12 protein-coding genes are annotated in these 20808 nt (G+C 50.3%); 4 read left to right on the top strand and 8 right to left on the bottom strand.

What is annotated here, in order from left to right:
* Positions 1 to 873: 873 nt before the first annotated feature.
* Positions 874 to 1395 (top strand): UpxY family transcription antiterminator, encoded by a 522-nt coding sequence (locus C510_RS0111775; protein ID WP_018711545.1) that lies wholly within the window; start codon positions 874 to 876, stop codon positions 1393 to 1395.
* On the opposite strand, the gene C510_RS0111780 is transcribed toward C510_RS0111775, so the two are convergent.
* From C510_RS0111780 to C510_RS0111815, 8 genes are all read right to left on the bottom strand, one after another.
* Positions 1382 to 1771 carry a GtrA family protein gene (locus C510_RS0111780; RefSeq protein ID WP_018711546.1) on the bottom strand — a complete coding sequence of 130 codons (390 nt, stop codon included), beginning with the start codon at positions 1769 to 1771 and terminating at the stop codon, positions 1382 to 1384. The genes C510_RS0111775 and C510_RS0111780 overlap by 14 nt on opposite strands.
* A gap of 118 nt (positions 1772 to 1889) precedes the next feature.
* Positions 1890 to 3653, bottom strand: a complete 1764-nt coding sequence (gene aspS / locus C510_RS0111785) for an aspartate--tRNA ligase (protein WP_026320209.1) — start codon at positions 3651 to 3653, stop codon at positions 1890 to 1892.
* Between the two features lie 147 nt (positions 3654 to 3800).
* Positions 3801 to 5009, bottom strand: coding sequence for an MFS transporter (locus tag C510_RS0111790; protein WP_018711548.1), 1209 nt, complete (start codon positions 5007 to 5009; stop codon positions 3801 to 3803).
* Complete coding sequence (locus C510_RS0111795) at positions 5006 to 6091, bottom strand: HpaII family restriction endonuclease (RefSeq protein ID WP_018711549.1); 1086 nt, start codon at positions 6089 to 6091, stop codon at positions 5006 to 5008. The genes C510_RS0111790 and C510_RS0111795 overlap by 4 nt, the downstream gene beginning before the upstream one ends.
* Positions 6092 to 6268: 177 nt before the next feature.
* Entirely contained in the window at positions 6269 to 7708 is a 1440-nt protein-coding gene (locus tag C510_RS0111800; RefSeq protein WP_034776517.1) for an efflux transporter outer membrane subunit, read from the bottom strand.
* Positions 7698 to 10844, bottom strand: coding sequence for an efflux RND transporter permease subunit (locus tag C510_RS0111805; protein WP_026320210.1), 3147 nt, complete (start codon positions 10842 to 10844; stop codon positions 7698 to 7700). Before C510_RS0111805 ends, C510_RS0111800 begins: the two co-directional genes overlap by 11 nt.
* A 12-nt stretch (positions 10845 to 10856) precedes the next feature.
* On the bottom strand, positions 10857 to 12005 hold the full coding sequence (locus C510_RS0111810; RefSeq protein ID WP_022339067.1) for an efflux RND transporter periplasmic adaptor subunit: 1149 nt from the start codon (positions 12003 to 12005) through the stop codon (positions 10857 to 10859).
* Between the two features lie 104 nt (positions 12006 to 12109).
* Entirely contained in the window at positions 12110 to 12436 is a 327-nt protein-coding gene (locus tag C510_RS0111815; RefSeq protein ID WP_025892984.1) for a hypothetical protein, read from the bottom strand.
* Positions 12437 to 12986: 550 nt separating this feature from the next.
* Between C510_RS0111815 and C510_RS0111820 the strand changes: the two genes are divergently transcribed.
* From C510_RS0111820 to C510_RS0111830, 3 genes are all read left to right on the top strand, one after another.
* Positions 12987 to 15530: a heavy metal translocating P-type ATPase gene (locus tag C510_RS0111820; protein WP_018711554.1), complete on the top strand. Its 2544-nt coding sequence runs from the start codon at positions 12987 to 12989 to the stop codon at positions 15528 to 15530.
* Positions 15531 to 15607: 77 nt separating this feature from the next.
* Complete coding sequence (locus C510_RS0111825; protein WP_018711555.1) at positions 15608 to 16417, top strand: hypothetical protein; 810 nt, start codon at positions 15608 to 15610, stop codon at positions 16415 to 16417.
* A gap of 96 nt (positions 16418 to 16513) precedes the next feature.
* Positions 16514 to 20806 carry an AAA domain-containing protein gene (locus C510_RS0111830; RefSeq protein ID WP_018711556.1) on the top strand — a complete coding sequence of 1431 codons (4293 nt, stop codon included), beginning with the start codon at positions 16514 to 16516 and terminating at the stop codon, positions 20804 to 20806.
* The last annotated feature ends 2 nt before the right edge of the window (positions 20807 to 20808 follow it).

The raw sequence follows: 20808 nt of genomic DNA on the forward strand, positions 1-20808 counted from the left end.
ACTACTTCTTGTACTACATCTCTGTTTGTTTATCTAAAGCTTTTCAAAGAACTTGCCTTCAAATCTTGCGTTGAAAACGGTTGCAAAGGTAAGTCGTATTTTCGTAACCACCAAATTTTTCGGAAAGTTTTTTTCAGAAAAGATTTTTCAGCGGCGGTCCGAAACGCGTCCCCCTCCGGGCTTACCCTTTCTCGCTCCCTTGCAGCATGCAAGGTAAGATACTCGGTGCAGCGCCTCCGGAAAGGCATCCGGCTTACACTCTGTCATCAGAATTTCATTTCTTCAGTGCGTTTCCCTCTCGAAAGCGGTTGCAAAGATACAGACTTTTCCGAAACCTGCAAGTGTTTTACAACACTTTTTTATAACATTTTTATCGAGACATCCCCAAAAGACTGTTTTTCAAAAAGATAAAACGGACAATCAGATGCGGCAGTGTAAAAACTGTAAAAAGATTACACCTTATATTATAGAAATATCCATGACAAAAGCCGGCAGACAAAAACGAACGGACGTTTTAATCCATTTGTCCGTTCGTTTTAAACAAAACACGAGCATATCTTACCCCAAACAAACGGATGTTTTCTCCCCCATATACAAACCATCGCCCCCCAGAAATGAATTCCAAACATCAACGAACGAAATTAAATCTGTTCTAAGCCATGAAATATTTGGCCATCCAGTTTTTTTTCATTACGTTTGCTTTTCACTAATAAAAACAAATTAATGATTTTCCATGAAAAAAACATATTATTCTCCACCCAACCGTCTGCCCATATACCAATTCAGCCACCTGTATAAAGTACCAGCAGCACACAGGTCTTACCCAACGAATCGAGAAACAAAACCCGTAGCATTCAACTAATTTCATAACACATGGAAGAAATTCACTGGTATGCATTGTACGTACGTATGCACCACGAAAAGAAAACAGCAGAGCAGTTCAAGGCATTGGGAGTAGAACATTTCCTACCCGTACAAGAGGTCGTCAGGCAATGGAGCGACCGGAAAAAGAAAATGACCGTAGTGGTCATTCCGATGCTCATCTTTGTACATGTCACAGAAAAACGACGGATTGAACTATTGAAGCAGATACCTTCGTTGTCAGGTACGCTAATGGACCGATGCACACGAAGGCCGGCCATCATCCGGCAAGAAGAGATGGAGCGGTTCATGTTCATGCTGGATTACTCGGAAGAAAGCATTCATTTCTCCAACGAGTCGATGAAACCTGGCGAAGACGTCATTGTAATCAAAGGGCCGTTGAATGGTCTGGTAGGACAACTGGTCACCCTCAATGGCAAGACACAGATAACTGTCCGACTGGAGCAGCTGGGATATGCCACTGTAGAAATGCCTGTCGGCTTCGTACAGAAACTTTCCGCTAACGGAAAGTAATGCGGCGGTTAGCAATAAAATTGACGGCGCCGTAAACAAAAAGTCCGAGGAACTGAGCCAGGTATTCATTGCAATGGAACACCTCGACCAGCAGGAGGAGAAAGAGGAATTGAGCCGTATATGCCATAGCGAAAGCACATACAAAAAACAGTATCTGATGCCAGATGCTGTTTTTTTTCGCATCTGTATCCAAGGGGAATATCCAATATTTGCTCCAGATGAAATTATGAATCTGTGCCACGATGTACGCTACCACATTGGCCAACAGATAGTCCTGCTCATGAATATGCATCATCAGCCAAACTACCAGAGCGGTTATCAACGCATTCAGCGTACCCACAACTGTAAAACGAAATATACGGACAGATTCTTTCATGTTTTTACAGAAAACAAAGTAAAAGCGAAGAAATCCTCTTCTCCGAAACTGGAGGAGTCAAGGAATCTTCGCTTCCCTTTATGTTATAAGCAAGTTTTCGTCAATAACAGGAAACCAGTTATTTACCTTCTTTGATGTCAACCACCAGATTCAGTTCATCCAACTGTTTCTGGTCCAGATAGCCCGGAGCATCCAGCATGACATCGCGTCCTGAATTGTTCTTCGGGAAGGCGATGCAGTCGCGGATAGAATCCAGACCGGCAAACAAAGAAACCCAACGGTCAAGACCATAGGCCAGACCACCGTGAGGAGGAGCACCGAACTTGAAGGCATTCATCAGGAAGCCGAACTGTTCCTGAGCCTTTTCCGGAGTGAAGCCCAGAATTTCGAACATCTTGGCCTGCAACTGTGAATCGTGGATACGGATAGAACCACCGCCAACTTCCACACCGTTAACGACCATATCGTATGCATCGGCACGCACTGCTGCCGGATCGGTATCCAACAAAGGAATATCTTCGTCTTTCGGGTGAGTGAACGGATGGTGCATAGCCATCAGACGGCCTTCCTCTTCGCTCCATTCGAACATCGGGAAGTCTACGACCCACAAGCAAGCGAACTTGTTCTTGTCACGCAATCCCAATTGGTTACCCATTTCCAGACGCAGCTCGCACAACTGTTTCCGGGTCTTCATGGCGTCGTCGCCGCTCAGAATCAGAATCAGGTCACCCGGTTTTGCTCCGAATGCTTCCTTCATCTGCTGCAGTACTTCCTGGCTATAGAATTTATCTACGCTAGACTTCACGTGACCGTCTTCTTCCACACGGGCGTAAACCAGTCCTTTGGCACCAATCTGAGGACGTTTCACGAAATCGGTCAGCTGGTCAATCTGCTTACGGGTATAGTGAGCAGCACCTTCGGCACAGATACCACCAATATAAGCCGCGCCATCGAATACCGAGAAGCCATAACCCTTCAGGATATCCATCAATTCTACGAATTTCATGCCGAAACGCAAATCCGGTTTGTCGCTTCCGTAATACTTCATGGCATCAGACCAAGGCATTCGCTGGAACGGCTCTGTCAGTTCCACACCACGCAATTCCTTGAACAGGTGTTTCGCCATACCCTCGAACATATTGATGATGTCTTCCTGCTCTACGAAACTCATTTCACAGTCGATCTGTGTAAATTCCGGCTGACGGTCGGCACGCAGGTCTTCATCACGGAAGCACTTCACAATCTGGAAGTAGCGGTCGAAACCGGAAACCATCAGCAACTGCTTCAATGTCTGCGGAGACTGAGGCAATGCATAGAACTGTCCCGGATTCATGCGTGAAGGAACCACAAAGTCACGTGCACCTTCCGGAGTAGAGCCGATAAGCATCGGAGTTTCTACTTCCAGGAAGCCTTTGCTGTCCAGGTAACGACGTACTTCCATCGTCATACGGTGACGGAGTTCCAGGTTTTTACGCACAGCGGTACGGCGCAAATCCAGGTAACGGTATTTCATACGCAAATCATCGCCACCATCGGTATTGTCTTCGATGGTAAACGGCGGAGTCTGCGCGGTATTCAGGATATTCAGTTCGGACACGATGATTTCAATGTCACCGGTAGGAAGATTGCTGTTCTTGCTGGAACGTTCGCTTACCGTTCCTTTTACCTGGATGACAAACTCACGGCCCAAATGATTGGCACGTTCACAAAGTTCGGCGTTCACATCTGTATTGAAAACCAACTGTGTAATGCCGTAGCGGTCGCGGAGGTCGACAAATGTCATTCCACCCATCTTACGTGTACGCTGCACCCATCCGGACAACGTTACGTTTTTGCCTGCATCGGCGAGTCTCAACTCACCGCAAGTATGACTTCTGAACATATTTATTTAAATATTTTGGTTCTTTTGAATGACAAAGGTAGCACATGTTTTTGATTTATGCAATAAAATTCAAGCCTCATCAAAAAGTCAAGAAAAAAGAAACGGACAGTCTTCCTCAAAAGACCATCCGCAAAGACCGTGCAGCCATCATTTCTCCTTCAGATTCGGCAGCAGACAAGCCACCAGCCCCAACAGAGGAGTGAAAGCCACCACCTGATAGACATACTCTATCCCATATTCATCGGCGAAATTCCCGAGTACGGCAGATGCGATACCGGCAATACCGAAAGCAAAGCCATAAAAGATACCCGAAATCAGCCCAATCTTATAAGGCAGCAGTTCCTGAGCATAGACCAGAATAGCCGGGAAAGCCGATGAAAGGATAAAACCGATGAGGAAACTCAATATCACCGTCGGTACCAGCCCCACATGCGGCATCAGCAGACTGAAGGGAGCCGTCCCCAAAATAGAGCCCCAGATGACGTATTTCCTTCCGATGCGGTCGCCGATTGGACCTCCCAACAGGGTACCGGCAGCCGTTGCGAACAGGAAGATGAACAGATAGAACTGCGAGTCCTGTACCGACACTCCGAATTTATGAATCAGGTAAAAGGTATAATAACTGTTCAAGCTGGCCATGTAAATGTATTTCGAGAATATCAGGACAATGATAACCCCGATGATAAAGACCGTCTTCGGAACCGAATAAGGCATTTCATGCCGTAACCCTTCCCCACGCTGACGGCGACGTTCGTCCCATTCCTTCAGACGTGCCCGGTACCAGCGGCATACCGGAAGCATGATACACATCCCTACCAGGGCCAACAGGGCAATCAGTCCGACATTCTGCCGCCCGTAAGGGGCGATGACCAAAGCAGCCAACAGCGGTCCGAAAGAACCGCCCAGGTTTCCGCCCACCTGAAACAATGATTGCGCCAGTCCACGCTTGCCCCCTGAAGCCAGAGCCGTCAGACGGGCAGCCTCCGGATGGAAAATGGACGAGCCGATACCCACCAGTGCCACCGATACCAGCACCAGCCAGAACTGATGCACAAAAGCCAACAACATCAGTCCCGTAAATGTAAAGCCCATCCCCATGGGCAATGACCAGGGTTTCTGATGACGGTCCATCACCATACCCATGACCGGCTGGAACACCGAAGCCGAAATCTGATACACCATGGTAATCAGTCCCACCTGGGCAAAACTCAAAGCCAGCTCGCTCTTCACCAAAGGATATACCGCCATGATGACAGATTGCAGCATATCGTTGGTGCAATGCGACAAACTCAAGGCAAACAAAATACCGAGAGCAAAACTCCCGGTATTCTTCTTATCGGATGCTGTGATACTCATCGTTTCAACAAGCCTATTTTCAGGTTCAACTTCAAGTAATAAACCCCGTTCTCGCGTTCCAGAAAACCATATTTGTCTTTTTCCGTGGAACCTTTCTCCAACCGGGTATTCTGGAACAGGAACTCAGCGAAGGTCTGACGGTAAGCACGCTGGTAGCACAATACCTGACCGTCGGCCGTTACGAACAGGAATCCGGCAATGGCCGAATCTTTTCCGTTGTACAGTTTGGCCGGACGCATGCCACCGGCCAACGCCAACAGGAATTCCTTAATCTTATATTCATAGAAACCATGTTTGGAAATCAGTTCATCCTTGATTTTGAGTGGATTCAACTTCTTGATTTCTTCTGTCAGCTCAGAGACCTTGGTAATGCCGTCCAACCACATCAGACGCGTCATTTCACCCAACAGACGTCCCATGTGCAAATCTATCATCGACAGGTTGCTCCGGAAAATCTTGTCGGCCACATCGTTGTATTTCAGGACTCCCCCCAGACGTTCTATCATCAGCATCCGGCTGATTACATCGTCCTCGGCACCTTCCGCATTGATTTTATTGACCGTAGGAACTGCGAACTTCACCCCAGTCTGCTCGAACTTGAAGTTGGCGGCACGCCCCCCGTCCATCAACGGAAACATCTTACCGAAACGGGAGCGCACGCAGAAACCGGTCAAAGGAGCATCGGGCTGGTAGAAAGCTACGCTGAAATCGGTCCGGTCGTCCGTCTGCGCCTCCAGGTTGAAGATAGCCACTTCATCCAGGAACTCTTCAACACCATCCGGCGAAGTCACCTCGTCCGTGTCCGCCTGACGGATACCCTCCAGAATCAAATCGGCAACGGTCTCAAAATCTTCCCGGGGAACCCGTTTATCCATGTCTTCCCCCTGGATATGAATCATCTCCTTTTCTATCGTATACCGACGTGTACCATCGTGCTCTTCACGCTGTATCATCGCCACAGGAAAGCGGACTGTCTCATCGGCCTTAGCGTCCGGTGTACCAGCCTGCACATATCCATCGGCCAGCAGGCGAAAGAATGCATACAGTTCGCCCCACTCTCTTTTCGTTGCTTCAAATGCCATAACTTGTTCTCTTTTGTTAATCGATGCGGCAAAGATACGACAAAAAAGTGAAAACACCTCCAACCGGCCCACAGATAGCCCTCTCCGGCAAACGATAAAAATCCCCGGAAAAAGGACCAGTCATCGGGACTGCCCTATTCCGGGGATGAACTATTGAACAAAAGACAAATGTACGTATCAGAGCTGTCCGCCACCCAACGAACGGTAAAGCATGACGTGCATCTTGCAATAAGAGATATTCAGCCGGATGCGTTCCAATTCACAGTCCAGGTATCGTTCATCGGCCGAAAGTACATCCAGATATCCCACGAAACCAGTCTTGAACAGTTCATTGGCATTATAGATGGAACGGTGATGGATGCGGCTTTCCTCCTCTTTCAACGCTTTCCGTTTCTGCATCTGCTCGGTAGCCGAAATCAGACCGACCACCTCCTGATAAGATTTCAGCACTGTCTGATGATACTCCAGCAATGCGATACGCTGACGGCTCTTGGCCTCTTCCCACAAGGAACGTATCTCATGCCGCTTGAAGATAGGCGCCGTGATTCCTGCCGCCAGGTTATATACCATCGAAGCGGGCGAAGAGAACCATTTATCGAAACTGAAGGCATTGAATCCGGCCCCGCCTCCGATGACCAGCGACGGGAAGAAACTTTTCCGTGCAGCCGATACATCCAGTTTACTGGTCAGCAACTCCTGTTCCGCTGCCTGAATGTCCGGACGGTTCTGAATCCATTGTGCCGGAATACCGGCGTCCGAAGGGAAGAAAGAACGGCTGACCTCTTCGAAACTGGAACGACGGATTTCAAACGGCAGCTTACCCAAAAGCAAGGCCAATGCTCGCTCCGCATCGCCTATCTGCTGCTCCGTATCGAGCAACATCTCGTCCAGCTTCAAGCGGCGGGAACGGAACTGGTCGACAGACAACCGGGAAACTTCTCCTTCCTTCATCAACTCATTGGTCAGGTTATAGGAATCGCGTGCCTTGTTGATAGCCTCCACCAGAATCTGGCGCTGCTTATCCAGCCCCACCAGGTCATAATATTGCGAAGCCACTTCCGAAATCAGCAGTGTACGTGCCAACCGGCTGGCTTCCACCGATTTCATCCAACGGGAGACTGCCGCCCGCTTCTGGTCGGTCAGTTTTCCCCAGATATCGGCCTCCCACTGGAAACCGAGTCCCAGATTCAGTTCTTTATACGGGTCCGGAATGTGTTTTTCTTTAACCAAATCCGGTGTATTCGTGGTACTGTTTCCCACGCCGTCCATGGTATATTCACCGAAACGTTCGATTCCTCCACCGATTTCGAGGGCCACTTCGGGCAAGAGGCTTCCTTTTTTCATCCGCAGCTGCGAACGGGCTATCGATACCTGCTCCAATGTCTGCAGGAACGAATGGTTGCGCACCAGCGCCGTATCAATGTATTCCTTCAGGTATGCATCCGGGAAAAAGTCCTGCCATGCCATCGAAGCGATGGTCACCGTGTCCGCGTCCGCTCCAGCAGCAAATGTTTCCGGAAGTTTGACCTGCTCTTCCGCCGTCAAGGCAGGTGCTTTACAGCCTACCGCCAGCAGCACCACCCCTCCCACCATCAGGTATTGTATCTTATTCATCATCTTCATCGTCATAACGTGATTTATTTCGGCTCAGACGGGCCGACAAGGTTTCAAAAATTACATAAAGGCCTGGCACCAGAAAGATACCGACAAAAGTTCCGATAAACATACCTCCCGCAGCTGCCGTACCGATGGAACGGTTACCCAAGGCACCGGCACCGCTGGCCATCACCAACGGAATCAGACCGCAGATAAAGGCAAACGAGGTCATCAGGATAGGACGCAAACGGCTCACGGCTCCCTTAATGGCTGCATCGAGGACTGACAGCCCCTCTTTCCGGAACTGGTTGGCCATTTCTACAATCAAAATAGCGTTCTTCCCCAGCAATCCAATCAGCATGACCAGAGCCACCTGGGCATAGATGTTGTTTTCCAGACCCACCAGTACGAGGAACAGGTAAGAACCGAAGATACCCGCCGGAAGCGACAGGATAACCGGGAACGGCAACAACAAACTTTCATACTGGGCAGCCAACAGCAGGTACACGAAAAGCAGACAGATACCGAAAATCAATACGGTCTGTCCTCCCGATTCCTTCTCTTCACGGGTTACACCCGACCATTCCACATCGTAACCGCGTGGAAGCACTTCCTTACAGATACTTTCCACCGTCTTGATTACTTCACCCGAACTGACCCCACTGGTTCCTTCACCGGTTATCAGCGCCGAAGTAAACATGTTGTAACGGGTAATCTGACTCGGTCCGTACACACGGTCCATCGTCATAAAGTTGGAATAGGGCACCACATTTCCATCATTATTCTTGGCATAGAGGCGGTACAAGTCCTCAGGATTCATACGGTATTCCGGCGATGCCTGAATCATCACCTTATACATCTGACCGAAACGGATGAAGTTGGACGAATAGAAACTACCGATGTAAGCCTGCAGGGTTTCCATCGCCTTGTCCAAATCCACACCCAGTTTGGCCGCCTTGGCCAAATCGACCTTCAACAGGTATTGCGGGAAGTTCGGATTGAAACCGGAGGTCACTCCCTGCAGACGCGGGTCGGCATTGAGTTTCTCCACCAGGTTGTCCGCCACTTCGGCAAAATCATGGAAATCGCCCGCCGTCTTGTCCTGCAGACGCAACTCAAAGCCACTGGCATTACCGAAACCTGGAACCGAAGGAGGCAGGAAGAACTGAATATCCGCATCCTTGATATAAGAAGTACGGTCCTTATAGACCTGCATCAGTTCGTCCACACTCTGGTCACGTTCGCTCCACGGCTTCAGGTTAATCATCCCCATACCGTAGCTGGCTCCTTCCGTTTCTGTCATCAGACTGTAACCGGCCAGTGTAGAAATACTTTCAATTTCATCGAACGGAAGCAAAGCCGCCTGTATCTCGTTCAACACCTTCTCGCTACGCTCTACGGTAGCTCCCGGAGGTGCATCCACATTTACATAAATCATACCCTGGTCTTCGTTCGGAATGAATCCGGTAGGCAATACGAAATTGATGCCGTAAGTAGCCAGGAAGAAAAGCACCAAAGTAATGTAAGTCAGCGATTTCCGACTCAAATACTTATGCAATCCCAGATGATAACGACGTTCGAAACGGTTGTATCCGCGGTTGAACACCACAAAGAACTTGCGCAACCAGGTGGATTTCTTCTTGCCTTCACCAGCCGGCTTCAACAGCAAGGCGCACAAGGCCGGCGACAACGTCAACGCGTTGACACCCGAGATAACGATGGCTACAGCCAGCGTCAAAGAGAACTGACGATAGAAAATACCGACCGTTCCCTGCATGAAGCCTACCGGCACGAATACCGCCGACATGACCAGCGTAATGGCAACAATGGCACCACCGATTTCTTTCATGGCAGCCACGGATGCCTTGTAGGGCGAAAGTTTCTGTTCATGCATCTTCACATGCACCGCTTCCACCACGACAATCGCATTATCGACCACAATACCGATGGCCAATACCAGCGCAAAGAGCGTCAACATATTGATGGAGAAGCCCAGCATCTGCATGAAGAAGAAGGTACCGACCAGCGAAACCGGTACGGCTATGGCCGGAATCAGCGTCGAACGGAAATCCTGAAGGAAGATATACACGACAATGAACACCAACAGGAAGGCTTCCAACAGGGTCTTCAGCACCGATTTAATGGAAGCATCGAGGAAACGGGAAACGTCGTACGCAATGTTATAGTCCATGCCCGGCGCAAAACTGCTCTCCTTGATTTCTTCCATACGCTGCTTGATGTTCTGGATAACCTCGCGGGCATTCGAACCCGGTCGCTGCTTGATCATGATGGAAGCCGACGGACGCCCGTCAGTCATCGAAATCATGTTGTAGTCTTCCGAGTCGAATTCAATGGTAGCCACATCCTTCAGCCTCAGCAGAGAACCGTCCGGCATGGCTTTCAAGACAATCTCCCCGTATTCTTCGGGGGTACTGAACTTACCGGTATATTGCAATACGTACTGCAACTGTTGCGGAAGCTTGTCGGAACTGATACCCGTTTTTCCCGGAGCCGCCTCGATGTTCTGCCGGCGAATAGCCTCGGTCACATCCTGCGGAACCATGTTATATGCGGCCAGACGGCTCGGATTCAGCCACACACGCATCGCATAGTCTCGGCTACCCATGATTTCCACGAGTCCCACCCCGTCGATACGTTTCAGCTCACGCAGGATATTGATATCGGTAAAGTTATACACGAACTTCTCGGTATGTGTACTGTCGGTACTGAACACGTTCAGGTACATCAGCATACTGTTCACCTCTTTTTCGGTCACTACACCGGCACGGATTACCTCTTCGGGAAGCTCGTCGAGCACTGTCGTCACACGGTTCTGGACGTTGACCGCCGCTACATCCGGGTCCGTTCCTACCTTGAAATAAATGGTGGTCAATGACATACCGTCATTGGTACATACCGTCGTCATATACGTCATACCGGAAACACCGTTGATGGCCCGTTCCAGGGGAGTAGCCACCGTCTTCGACATCACATCGGCACTCGCACCCGTATAACGGGCGGTCACCGTCACCGAAGGAGGTACGATATCCGGAAACTGAGTAATTGGCAGCGAAACAATTGCCAACGCACCCAGACAGACGAATATCACAGAAATGACTGCCGACAGAATGGGTCGGCGAATAAACATCTTAAACATGGCTGTCAGGTATTACTTGGCAAGGTTGTTCAACTTCAATTCTTTCTTCACATCTTCGAAGGAAATGGTATCGGTTTCTATTTGCATACCGTCCTTAATCATCTGGACACCCTCGTACACAATGGCTGTATGAGGTTCCAGATCTTGTGTGATGTAATAGTTCTGATAACGTTCTATCGGATGGAAACTTCTGACTTTGGCCGTATGGGTACTGTCCACTACATACACATACGTGAAATCCTGGATTTCGAACGTAGACTTCTGAGGGACCAGACAAACATCTTCCATACGCGTCATCATCCGTACCTTACCGGTCACCCCATGTTTCAGCAATCCATCCGGATTCGGGAAACGGACACGGAAAGCGATAGACCCGGTTCCCCGTTCGAAATCACCTTCTACGGTTTCCTGTTTTCCCTTATGGGCATAAACGGAACCGTCCGGAAGAATCAGCTCTACATTGTCCATCTGCTGCAGGTTCTCCCCTTTCAGCTGTGCCCGCTTGAAACGTAAGTATTCGCTCTCGTTCACCTTGTAATAGGCAAAAACCTCCGAGATGTCACTCACCGTTGTCAACAAACTTTCCGGATTCACCAGACTACCGGCCTTATACGGAATACGGTCTACGTATCCGGTAAACGGAGAAGTAATCGTCGTATACGAATAATCCATCTGGGCACGCTGCATCTGGGCACGGGCCTGTTCTACCTTCATGCGGACCACCTCCCGTTCCCGTCTTACCTGGTCTAACCGGATGGACGAGAAAATCTGTTTCTCCACCAACCGCTGTACACGTTCCGTCTCATAATTGGCCATTTCCAGCTCAACCTGAGCCTGTTTGAAATTGGCTTCCGCTTCTTTCAGTGCTTCGGCATAATTCTCAGAACTCAAGCGGAACAAAGGTTGTCCGGCCTTTACCAACTGACCTTCGTCCACCAGTACATCCTGAACGAAGCCTTCTACTTTGGGTTTGATTTCTACAAACTGGATAGCCTGCACATCGGCTACATACGAACGGGGCAAATCAATCGTTGCCGGTTGAAGGAGCGTTACGGGTATGGAATTATCGCTCCGGACTTGATTTTCATCTGCCGACTGGCAAGCAGGAAGCAGCCCTGCCATACATGACAAGACAACTACCTTGTGAAAAGTAAATTTCATAAGATACTAAAAATAAAGATTACTATGTGGGTACTAGAAATAGAGATACACTACCGCCTGCCTGCATCACCATACAAGCTGCGGTACCAAAAAATCCCCAAATGCTAAATCAGCAGGACACAAAATACCAGACAGGATGAAAGGAGACACTTTCCCCCCGCCAGGTCTATCTTCCGATGCTGGCGCATCGGGACAATTCCGACAGGAATAAAAAAGAAAAAAGCCAACAATACAGGCGTCACTTCCGTCAACAGTCTGTGCCGGAGATTGGCATTCCGGTAATAAGGATCAGACCATGCATCGACGGTTTCATTGTCTTCCGCCATTTGAGAAGCCTCCGAAGGCAAGGTAGCCATGGATACTGCCTGGTTCATCCGGAAACTTTCTGCCATCTCATAAATATACGCGTCGAACTGTATGAGCATCAACATGACCATACAAATTGTCCGGAATATCGCTTTTCTTTTCTGCCTATTATGAGATAACATGAAAAATGTATAGATTTCTATGCAAAAATAACTCCAATTTCTGTTACCAAAACAGTCGCGGACGAACATTTAAAAAGTTTTAACTTCTTCAAAAAACCATAAATGCATGCGGATTCCCGGTTTTATCCACCTGCTGCCACCGGTACTTCAAACATTTTTCTCGCCAGTTTACCTTCCGCTCCCAGACCTTCACACAACCCCGACCGATGCGCAAGCCGCTTGAAACAGCAATCAAATCTATACGAAACTTAATATATGTTATATGGCAGAATTTTTTGGCCAAATAATTTGCAGGTTTCCCTAAAGTCCGTACCTTTGCAATGTGTTTTTCATAGTATTAGATTTAAGGTTAACAAAGGTTGGAGTACAGCGGTACTCCTTTTTTTATGTCTATATGGAAGATAAAGACATTGTATCCGATTCAATTCATTTTTATACACATTTACCGGCAATTCATCTCTGGTAAATGAAAGATTCAAAAAACTCAGATTTTATGCAAGAACATATTTCACAGAAACAGACATTCCCTATTTTAGGCATGAGTTGTGCAGCCTGTGCAGCCCGCGTTGACAAGACCTTGAACCAACAGAACGGTGTAACGGAAGCCAGTGTCAACTATGCGGCCGCTACGGCCACCGTCGTATACGACCCGACATGCTGTACTCCTGACTCCCTGAAGAAAGCCATTCAAGATGCCGGCTATGACCTGGTCATTGAATCCGACCCTGACCTCAGTGAACAGAAAGCCGAAGAAGCCCACCAACTACGTTACCGTCAACTGAAGTTCCGTACCACCTGGGCCATTATCCTGAGCATCCCCATCATCGTCATCAGCATGTTCCTGATGGGCCTGCCATACGCCAACTACATTACCTGGATACTCTCTACACCGGTAGTCTGCTGGTTGGGACGTGACTTTTACCGCAACGCCTGGAGGCAACTCAAACACAAGACGGCCAACATGGATACCCTGGTAGCGAACAGTACGGGCATCGCCTACCTGTTCAGTCTCTTCAACCTCTTCTTCCCGGAATTCTGGCTGAGCCGCGGCATTCATCCGCATGTCTACTTCGAAGCGGCCAGTGTCATCATCGCATTCATCCTACTGGGACGGTTGCTGGAAGAACGGGCCAAAGGAAATACATCGGAAGCCATCAAGAAACTGATGGGGCTCCAGCCACAAAACGTCACCCGCATCACAACCAACGGAACGGAAGAAACCATCCACATCCGGCAGGTTCAACCGGGCGATTGCCTGTTGGTCCGTCCCGGAGAACGGGTAGCCGTCGACGGAACGGTAAACCAAGGAAGCTCTTACGTCGATGAAAGCATGCTGAGCGGAGAACCTGTTCCCGTACTGAAAGAAAAGGGCGCCTCGGTTTTTGCCGGGACCATCAACCAGAAGGGAAGTTTCCGGTTCACCGCAGACAAAGTCGGGACAGACACCTTGTTGGCCCATATCATCCACCTGGTACAGGACGCGCAAGGCAGTAAGGCTCCCGTCCAGAAGCTGGTAGACCGGATAGCCGCCGTCTTCGTACCGACGATTATGGGAATCGCCCTGCTATCCTTCGTGCTTTGGATGGTCTTTGGAGGGAACAACGGATTTACCCAGGGATTGCTGGCTGCCGTTACCGTTCTGATTATCGCCTGTCCGTGTGCTTTGGGACTGGCCACACCGACCGCCATCATGGTCGGTATCGGAAAAGGTGCCGAGATGGGTATCCTTATCAAAGATGCCGAGAGCCTGGAAAGCGCCCAACGCATCAATGCCATCGTATTGGATAAGACCGGAACCATTACCGAAGGAAATCCGAAAGTAACCGATTACCACGAAATAGCCGGCACAGACACCCGTGACCTGTTCTTTAGCCTGGAACAGCTGTCGGAACATCCTCTGGCAGAAGCGGTCACCCGTTACCTGAACGGAAAAACGTTGCCGGTCGACAACTTCGAGAGTCTGACCGGAAAAGGCATCCAGGGAAGGATTGCAGGAACCACCTACTATGCCGGAAACACCTCCCTGCTGAAAGAAAAAGGAATTATCATTCCGGAAGCCGTCCTCACGAAAGCGCAGGAGCTTACCACCGAAGCCAAGACAGTCATCTGGCTGGCGGACGACAGACAGGTATTGGCCCTGACGGCTATCAGCGATACCCTCAAGCCGACCTCTTCCGAAGCCATCCACCTGCTACAGAAACGGGGAATAGATGTCTACATGCTCACTGGAGACAACGAAGCGACAGCCCGTGCCATCTCCGAAAAGGCCGGTATCCAACATTATCGGGCCGGTGTTCTTCCGGAAGAAAAGGCACGTTTCATCCAGTCCTTGCAGCAAGCAGGAAAGCATGTCGCCATGGTAGGCGACGGTATCAATGACAGTGCCGCACTGGCCCAAGCCGATTTAAGTATCGCCATGGGAAAAGGAAGCGACATCGCCATGGATGTAGCCAAAATGACCATCATTTCTTCCGACCTGAGAAAAATAGCCGATGCCATCGAATTGTCTGCTCAGACCGTCCGCACCATCCGCGAGAACCTGTTCTGGGCATTCATCTATAACCTGATAGGCGTTCCTATCGCGGCAGGAATCCTTTATCCCATCAACGGATTCCTGCTGAACCCCATGATAGCCGGAGCGGCCATGGCCATGAGCAGTGTCAGTGTCGTCACCAACAGCCTCCGTCTGAAGCGTAAACGGATGCATACGTCCCATGCGGACACCCCCGCCGTTTACGAAACGATGCCGGTAGAAACACAGCCGATGGCTGATACACCTTCTGCTGAAGAAGCGAAGGAAACAGCCCCCGAAACAACCGATGCCCTCACCCAGACTTACCGGATAGAAGGGATGATGTGTAACCATTGCCGGATGCACGTGGAGAAAGCCCTCAATATGCCTGGCGAGATGTCTGCCACAGTCACCCTCGACCCTCCCGAGGCTGTCATTTCTTTCTCAAACAAAGAAAAAAGTATTGAAGAATTACAAAATATACTGACAGAAAAAGCGGGAGATTATCAGATTTACGAAAAATAATTGTATCTTTGATGTGTTACTAGTTGTATAAGTTACAATTTGAAAGGATTTATTACTCATTTAAGAACATAAGACGTATGAAAACCCGAATAAAACTGACCAAACTGATTGGAGCGAGCCTCCTTTGCGCATGCTTCTCCTTGGGAACAATTTCCTGCGGCGACGACGATTACCCCGCCATTGAACTGATATATGCCGATAATCACACACAGGCCGTGGGAAATACCCTGACCATTGCACCTTTTACCGATACACAGGCTCTGTACATCATCGGAGGAGACGGTTCCTATGTCATCAGCAACAGCAACGAGGAAGTTGCACTGGTCATCTACAACGGAGAGACCGTGCAATTCAAACCGCTGAAGACAGGTGATACAGACATCACCATAACCGACCATTCCGGAAATTCCTATATCCTTCGCTTGCAGGTCCGTTACGAAAGCATTACCTACACGGTAACTTCCGTAAGCGCAGAAGTGGAAGGCGACAAGATGCAGGTAGGAGAACAACGTGCGTTGAAGGAAATCATCATCAATGACATACCGGTACAGAAGGACGGTTCTTACACCCTCCAATACACCAACGACACCTATACCCAAGGTAGCATCACCATCCGTTCGTCTGCTTCCACTCTACAGAGACAGGGAATCTTCTACCGAACAGAAAAAGAGAGTGCCGCAGGTTTCCATTACTACTCCCTGAACATCACCCTGACAACGGGAGAAAACCTGATTTATTCGCTGGTGGAAAAAGAAGAGAGCGGAACTTCCGAAATTTACCTGACAGCAGATGTCACGGCCGACTACAAGGGTTCCTACCCGTTGCTGGAAAAGGCAGTTACCTACCAGTATCTGGAAAAGACTTCCAGCATTCCGGCTACCGAATAAACCGATTCGAATCAATCCACAGGCCCGTCTCTCTGCCCGTCCCTCCCCGGACAAGGACAGAGAGACAGGCCTTCTTTATCAGTCATTGTACCGCCCATGCCCACTTCCGATTTCCGACACATCGAATTGCAGGCCTCCGACCTGTTTCAACGGATAGAGCAGATACACCGGTCGCCGCAACCGGCTTTAGAGAATCTACGTGCCAAGTATGTCCTGTTCTACAAGGTACTGGAACAAGCCAGCTATGAACTGACAGCCACTGCTACCCTGACATTTGCCAACCTCTTCTCACGGCTGGACTACATCGGCAAAGAAAAGAAGATGACTCCTTCGGACCGCTATGCCGTCCAGACCTTACGCCGTAACTGCAATGCGGCTTTAGGGGAAAGGTTTCAAGCGGACATGCAGGAATACCTGTTCGACCTCCGCGCCCTGGTGCGTTTCATTGCCCTGGGGTTTGAAGCCGATGTACCTGCTACGCTGCTTCCGGAGCTTCCCCACTCCAACCGCCCGTACAAAGGCACCCGCCTATCCCACATTCCTTATGTCCGCGCATCGGTCACCAGCTGGACCGACAGCCAGATTTATGCCGCGACCGACAGCGACGAAGACCCGTTCATCATCATCAACTATGCCAAAGGCGGTTACAACGGCGATTTGCTTTACCTGAAGGAACTGCTCACCGAGAACCTCCCCATCAATTTACTGGATGTACGGGTAGACGAAGAAAACCATTATATCCCGAAACTCGTTGTCATCCATCCGGACTACCTGATTGATATCAGTTCGCTGGCAGCCTGCTTCCGTGAATACGGACACCATCCATACAACTATTTCCTCAACAAAATCAAACCACGGCCGAATACGGCTCCCATCCTGTTGGGAAACCTGGCCAGCCAGTTCCTGGACGACTACATCAACGAACAGGCAGAGGCTCCCGTTTCCTACGCCGAATCCTTCAAGAAATTTTTCGCCTCCTCAGCGCTGGAATTCTGTACCTGTCCGCTCCCCGAGACTTTCCATGCGCAGGCCCAATCGCAGCTAATGAACCTCCGTTCGTTTGTACACGACATCCTTCCTCACAATCTTCAAGCCTTCGACCGCCGGAAAACCTTGCTCGAAGCCTCGTTCATCTGCGAGAAACTCGGTTTGCAGGGACGTGTAGATATGCTCCAAAAAGACTTCAAGATTCTGATAGAGCAAAAATCAGGGAAACGCGATGAATGGCAGCGTAAGCACAAAGAAGACCATTTCATCCAGATGATGCTGTACCAGGGCGTCTTGATGTACAACTTCGGTCGGGAAACCGAAGAACTGCAGACCTTCCTGCTTTATTCCAAATACCCGGACGGACTGATGCTGGAACACTTCTCCGAAACCTTGTTCCGCGAAAGCATCCGTCTGCGCAACTTCATTGTAGCCGAAGAGATGAAACTGGGGGAAGGGAATATCGGCCAGGTCATTGAGGCCCTGGATACGGATGTACTGAACGAATACCAGGTTCACAACCGCCTGTGGGACGATTTCCAGGAACCCCAACTCCAGGAGGCCATCCAGACCCTGAAGCATGTCACCCCTTTCGAACGGGCCTATTTCGAACGCTTCTTCACCTTTGTCTCCAAAGAGCAGATTCTGAGCAAGACCGGAGGAAACACCGACCCCAGCCACGGCTTTGCAGGCTTATGGCATCTGCCCCTGCCAGAGAAACTGGAAGCTGGAAACATCCTGTTGGGACTGACCATCCGCAACAAGCAGCAAAGTGCCCCGAACAAAGGCTACGACCTGATAGAACTGGCCATTCCCCAACAGGATGAGGATTTCCTGCCGAATTTCCGCACAGGCGACATCGTCATCTGTTACGCCTATCACGGAGAGCCGGATGTACGCAAGGAAATTCTCATGAAAGGCAACATTGTATCCATCTTCCCGGACCGGCTGACTGTCCTGTTACGGAACGGACAGCAGAACAAGGAAATCATCGGAGGAGCGGACGAAGTCTTTGCCATCGAACATGACAGCTCGGATGTATCTGCCACCAGTGGGATGCGCGGGCTTTATGCTTTTCTTGCGGCACGGACAGACCGGAAAGAACTGCTGCTGGGTGTACGCCCCCCTTCCAGAAACCTGGAACTCCGGCTGAACGGTTCCTACGGAAGATTCGACGAACTGATACTGAAAGAGAAACAGGCCAGCGACTACTTCCTGCTGGTAGGCCCTCCGGGAACCGGAAAGACTTCGTGTGCCTTACGCTACATGGTGGAAGAAGCCTTGACCGAACCGGACACCTCCATCCTGCTGCTGTCCTATACCAACCGGGCTGTCGACGAAATCTGCCACATGCTGGTCAGTTCCGGCATTGCGGCCCGTACCCCCTTCATCCGCATCGGCAACGAACTCTCCTGCGATACCCGCTATGTACCGTACCTGCTGAAGCACAGCCTGGACGATTGTCCGAAACTGAAGGACATCCGGCAACGCATCCTTGAAACACGTATCTTTGTGGGAACCACCACCGCCATCAACAACCGGTTGAACCTCTTCTCGCTGAAACCTTTCAGCCTGGCCATCATCGACGAAGCCTCACAGATCCTGGAGCCCGACCTGATCGGTATCCTGTCTGCCCGGTACCAGACACAGAACGCCATCGGAAAGTTCATCCTCATCGGCGACTACAAGCAATTACCGGCCATCGCGCAGCAAAGTCCGGAAGAGGCGGCCATCCATCATCCGCTGCTGCAGGCCATCGGTCTGACCGACTGCCGGAATTCCCTCTTCGAACGCCTCTACAAGCAATGCGACGCTTCGGTCCGGAGCATCCTCCACAAGCAAGGGAGAATGCATCCGGCTGTCGCCGAATTTCCGAATCATGCCTTCTATTATCGGGAGCAACTGGAATCCGTACCACTTCCCCATCAGGAAGAATCCTGCCCCTACCCGGATGCCCCCGCTGCGGCAGATACCATCGACAGCCTCCTGCTGGAACGGCGCATGGTCTTCATCCCCGCCGACGAACCACTTCCTTCCGGTTTCTCCGACAAGACCAACCTGAGCGAAGCCCGTATTGTCGCCACCTTGCTGAAACACATCTACCGGCTGACGGGAGATGCCTTCAATCCGAATCACACGGTAGGAGTCATTGTACCCTACCGCAACCAGATTGCCATGATACGGAAAGAAATCGCCCGGCTGGATATTCCGGTGCTGTCGGACATCTCCATCGATACCGTGGAGCGCTACCAGGGTAGTCAGCGGGATGTCATCATCTATTCCTTTACCGTACACGATTACAACCAGTTGAATTTCCTGACGGCCAATACGTTCCAGGAAGGCGAATTTCTGATAGACCGGAAACTGAACGTAGCCATTACCCGTGCACGGAAGCAACTGCTTCTCACCGGAAACCCGAGTATACTGGGAGCCAACCTCACCTTCTACAAATTGATGGAATACATCCGCCTGCACAACGGATACATCGATGCCGGCGTAGACGCTTTTTGTCGGGGCGAGTTCGCTATCCCCGCTTACCGGCAGGGATGGGACACCCAGGCTACGGCATATAACTTGCCCGAAGCACTGGAAGAAGCGCTACAGACCCTCGTATACACCCCACTGGAGCAACAGTTAGGCAAAGAGGGGCTGACACAGAACGAACCCTACTACCGGGAGCTGCTAGCCTATGGACGGATCAATTTCCGGACCCTCGAAGCCTCCGGCATTCCTACCCACGAACGGGCACTGCTGTACAATGCCTATTACTTCCGCAAACAGTACATGGCGGCCCAGGCCCTGTTGGAAACCTGCGGAAGCTGGCTACGCGATGCCATTACCTCCGCCAGCGGCCGGATAGTATACTGCGACTTGTCCACCGAATCAGGCGCTTCGGCTCTCGCCTTTCTGGAGTATTGCCGACGGTTTCCGCACACAGACATTGCCCACCTGGCTATCCATCCTTCGGATTCCCTGAAGGAACTGGGCGAAGCATTCTTCCGTCTTCCGCCCTACCGCACAGCCACCTATCTGTGCAGTCCCAACCTATCGGCTGTTCCCCTCCGCTTCTGGAAGGCCCATGCCGTACTGTCCGAACTGATAGTCTTCAATCTGTCCAGCCTTTTCGACCGGATTACGCCCCAGGAAGCCCGCGACCTGGCTCAGCAAATCAACCAACTGGTACATGCCTATCCGCAGAACCGGTACCTGACCATTTTCCGCGACGATACCGGTGAACGTGGAAACAACCGCCCGTATACCGCATTCTGCAACCAGCTCTGTACCGAACTCCGGCCGTTGAACGAACAGATGCCTTTTAGCGGCAAATTCTATTACGCCGGCGGAACTGACCCTCATCCGGCTACCGGAGCATTTGTTTACGAACTTAAAAGCAATCTATAAAC

It is taken from the genome of Phocaeicola barnesiae DSM 18169 = JCM 13652, from assembly GCF_000374585.1.
Lineage (GTDB): Bacteria > Bacteroidota > Bacteroidia > Bacteroidales > Bacteroidaceae > Phocaeicola > Phocaeicola barnesiae.

Bases quoted from the DNA above. Each gene is read 5' to 3' on its own strand.
- C510_RS0111810 (WP_022339067.1), bottom strand. From the start codon at position 12,005: ATGAAATTTACTTTTCACAAGGTAGTTGTCTTGTCATGTATGGCAGGG.
- C510_RS0111805 (WP_026320210.1), bottom strand. From the start codon at position 10,844: ATGTTTAAGATGTTTATTCGCCGACCCATTCTGTCGGCAGTCATTTCT.
- C510_RS0111795 (WP_018711549.1), bottom strand. From the start codon at position 6,091: ATGGCATTTGAAGCAACGAAAAGAGAGTGGGGCGAACTGTATGCATTC.
- C510_RS0111790 (WP_018711548.1), bottom strand. From the start codon at position 5,009: ATGAGTATCACAGCATCCGATAAGAAGAATACCGGGAGTTTTGCTCTC.
- C510_RS0111830 (WP_018711556.1), top strand. From the start codon at position 16,514: ATGCCCACTTCCGATTTCCGACACATCGAATTGCAGGCCTCCGACCTG.
- C510_RS0111775 (WP_018711545.1), top strand. From the start codon at position 874: ATGGAAGAAATTCACTGGTATGCATTGTACGTACGTATGCACCACGAA.
- C510_RS0111815 (WP_025892984.1), bottom strand. From the start codon at position 12,436: ATGTTGATGCTCATACAGTTCGACGCGTATATTTATGAGATGGCAGAA.
- C510_RS0111780 (WP_018711546.1), bottom strand. From the start codon at position 1,771: ATGAAAGAATCTGTCCGTATATTTCGTTTTACAGTTGTGGGTACGCTG.
- C510_RS0111800 (WP_034776517.1), bottom strand. From the start codon at position 7,708: ATGATGAATAAGATACAATACCTGATGGTGGGAGGGGTGGTGCTGCTG.
- aspS (WP_026320209.1), bottom strand. From the start codon at position 3,653: ATGTTCAGAAGTCATACTTGCGGTGAGTTGAGACTCGCCGATGCAGGC.
- C510_RS0111825 (WP_018711555.1), top strand. From the start codon at position 15,608: ATGAAAACCCGAATAAAACTGACCAAACTGATTGGAGCGAGCCTCCTT.
- C510_RS0111820 (WP_018711554.1), top strand. From the start codon at position 12,987: ATGCAAGAACATATTTCACAGAAACAGACATTCCCTATTTTAGGCATG.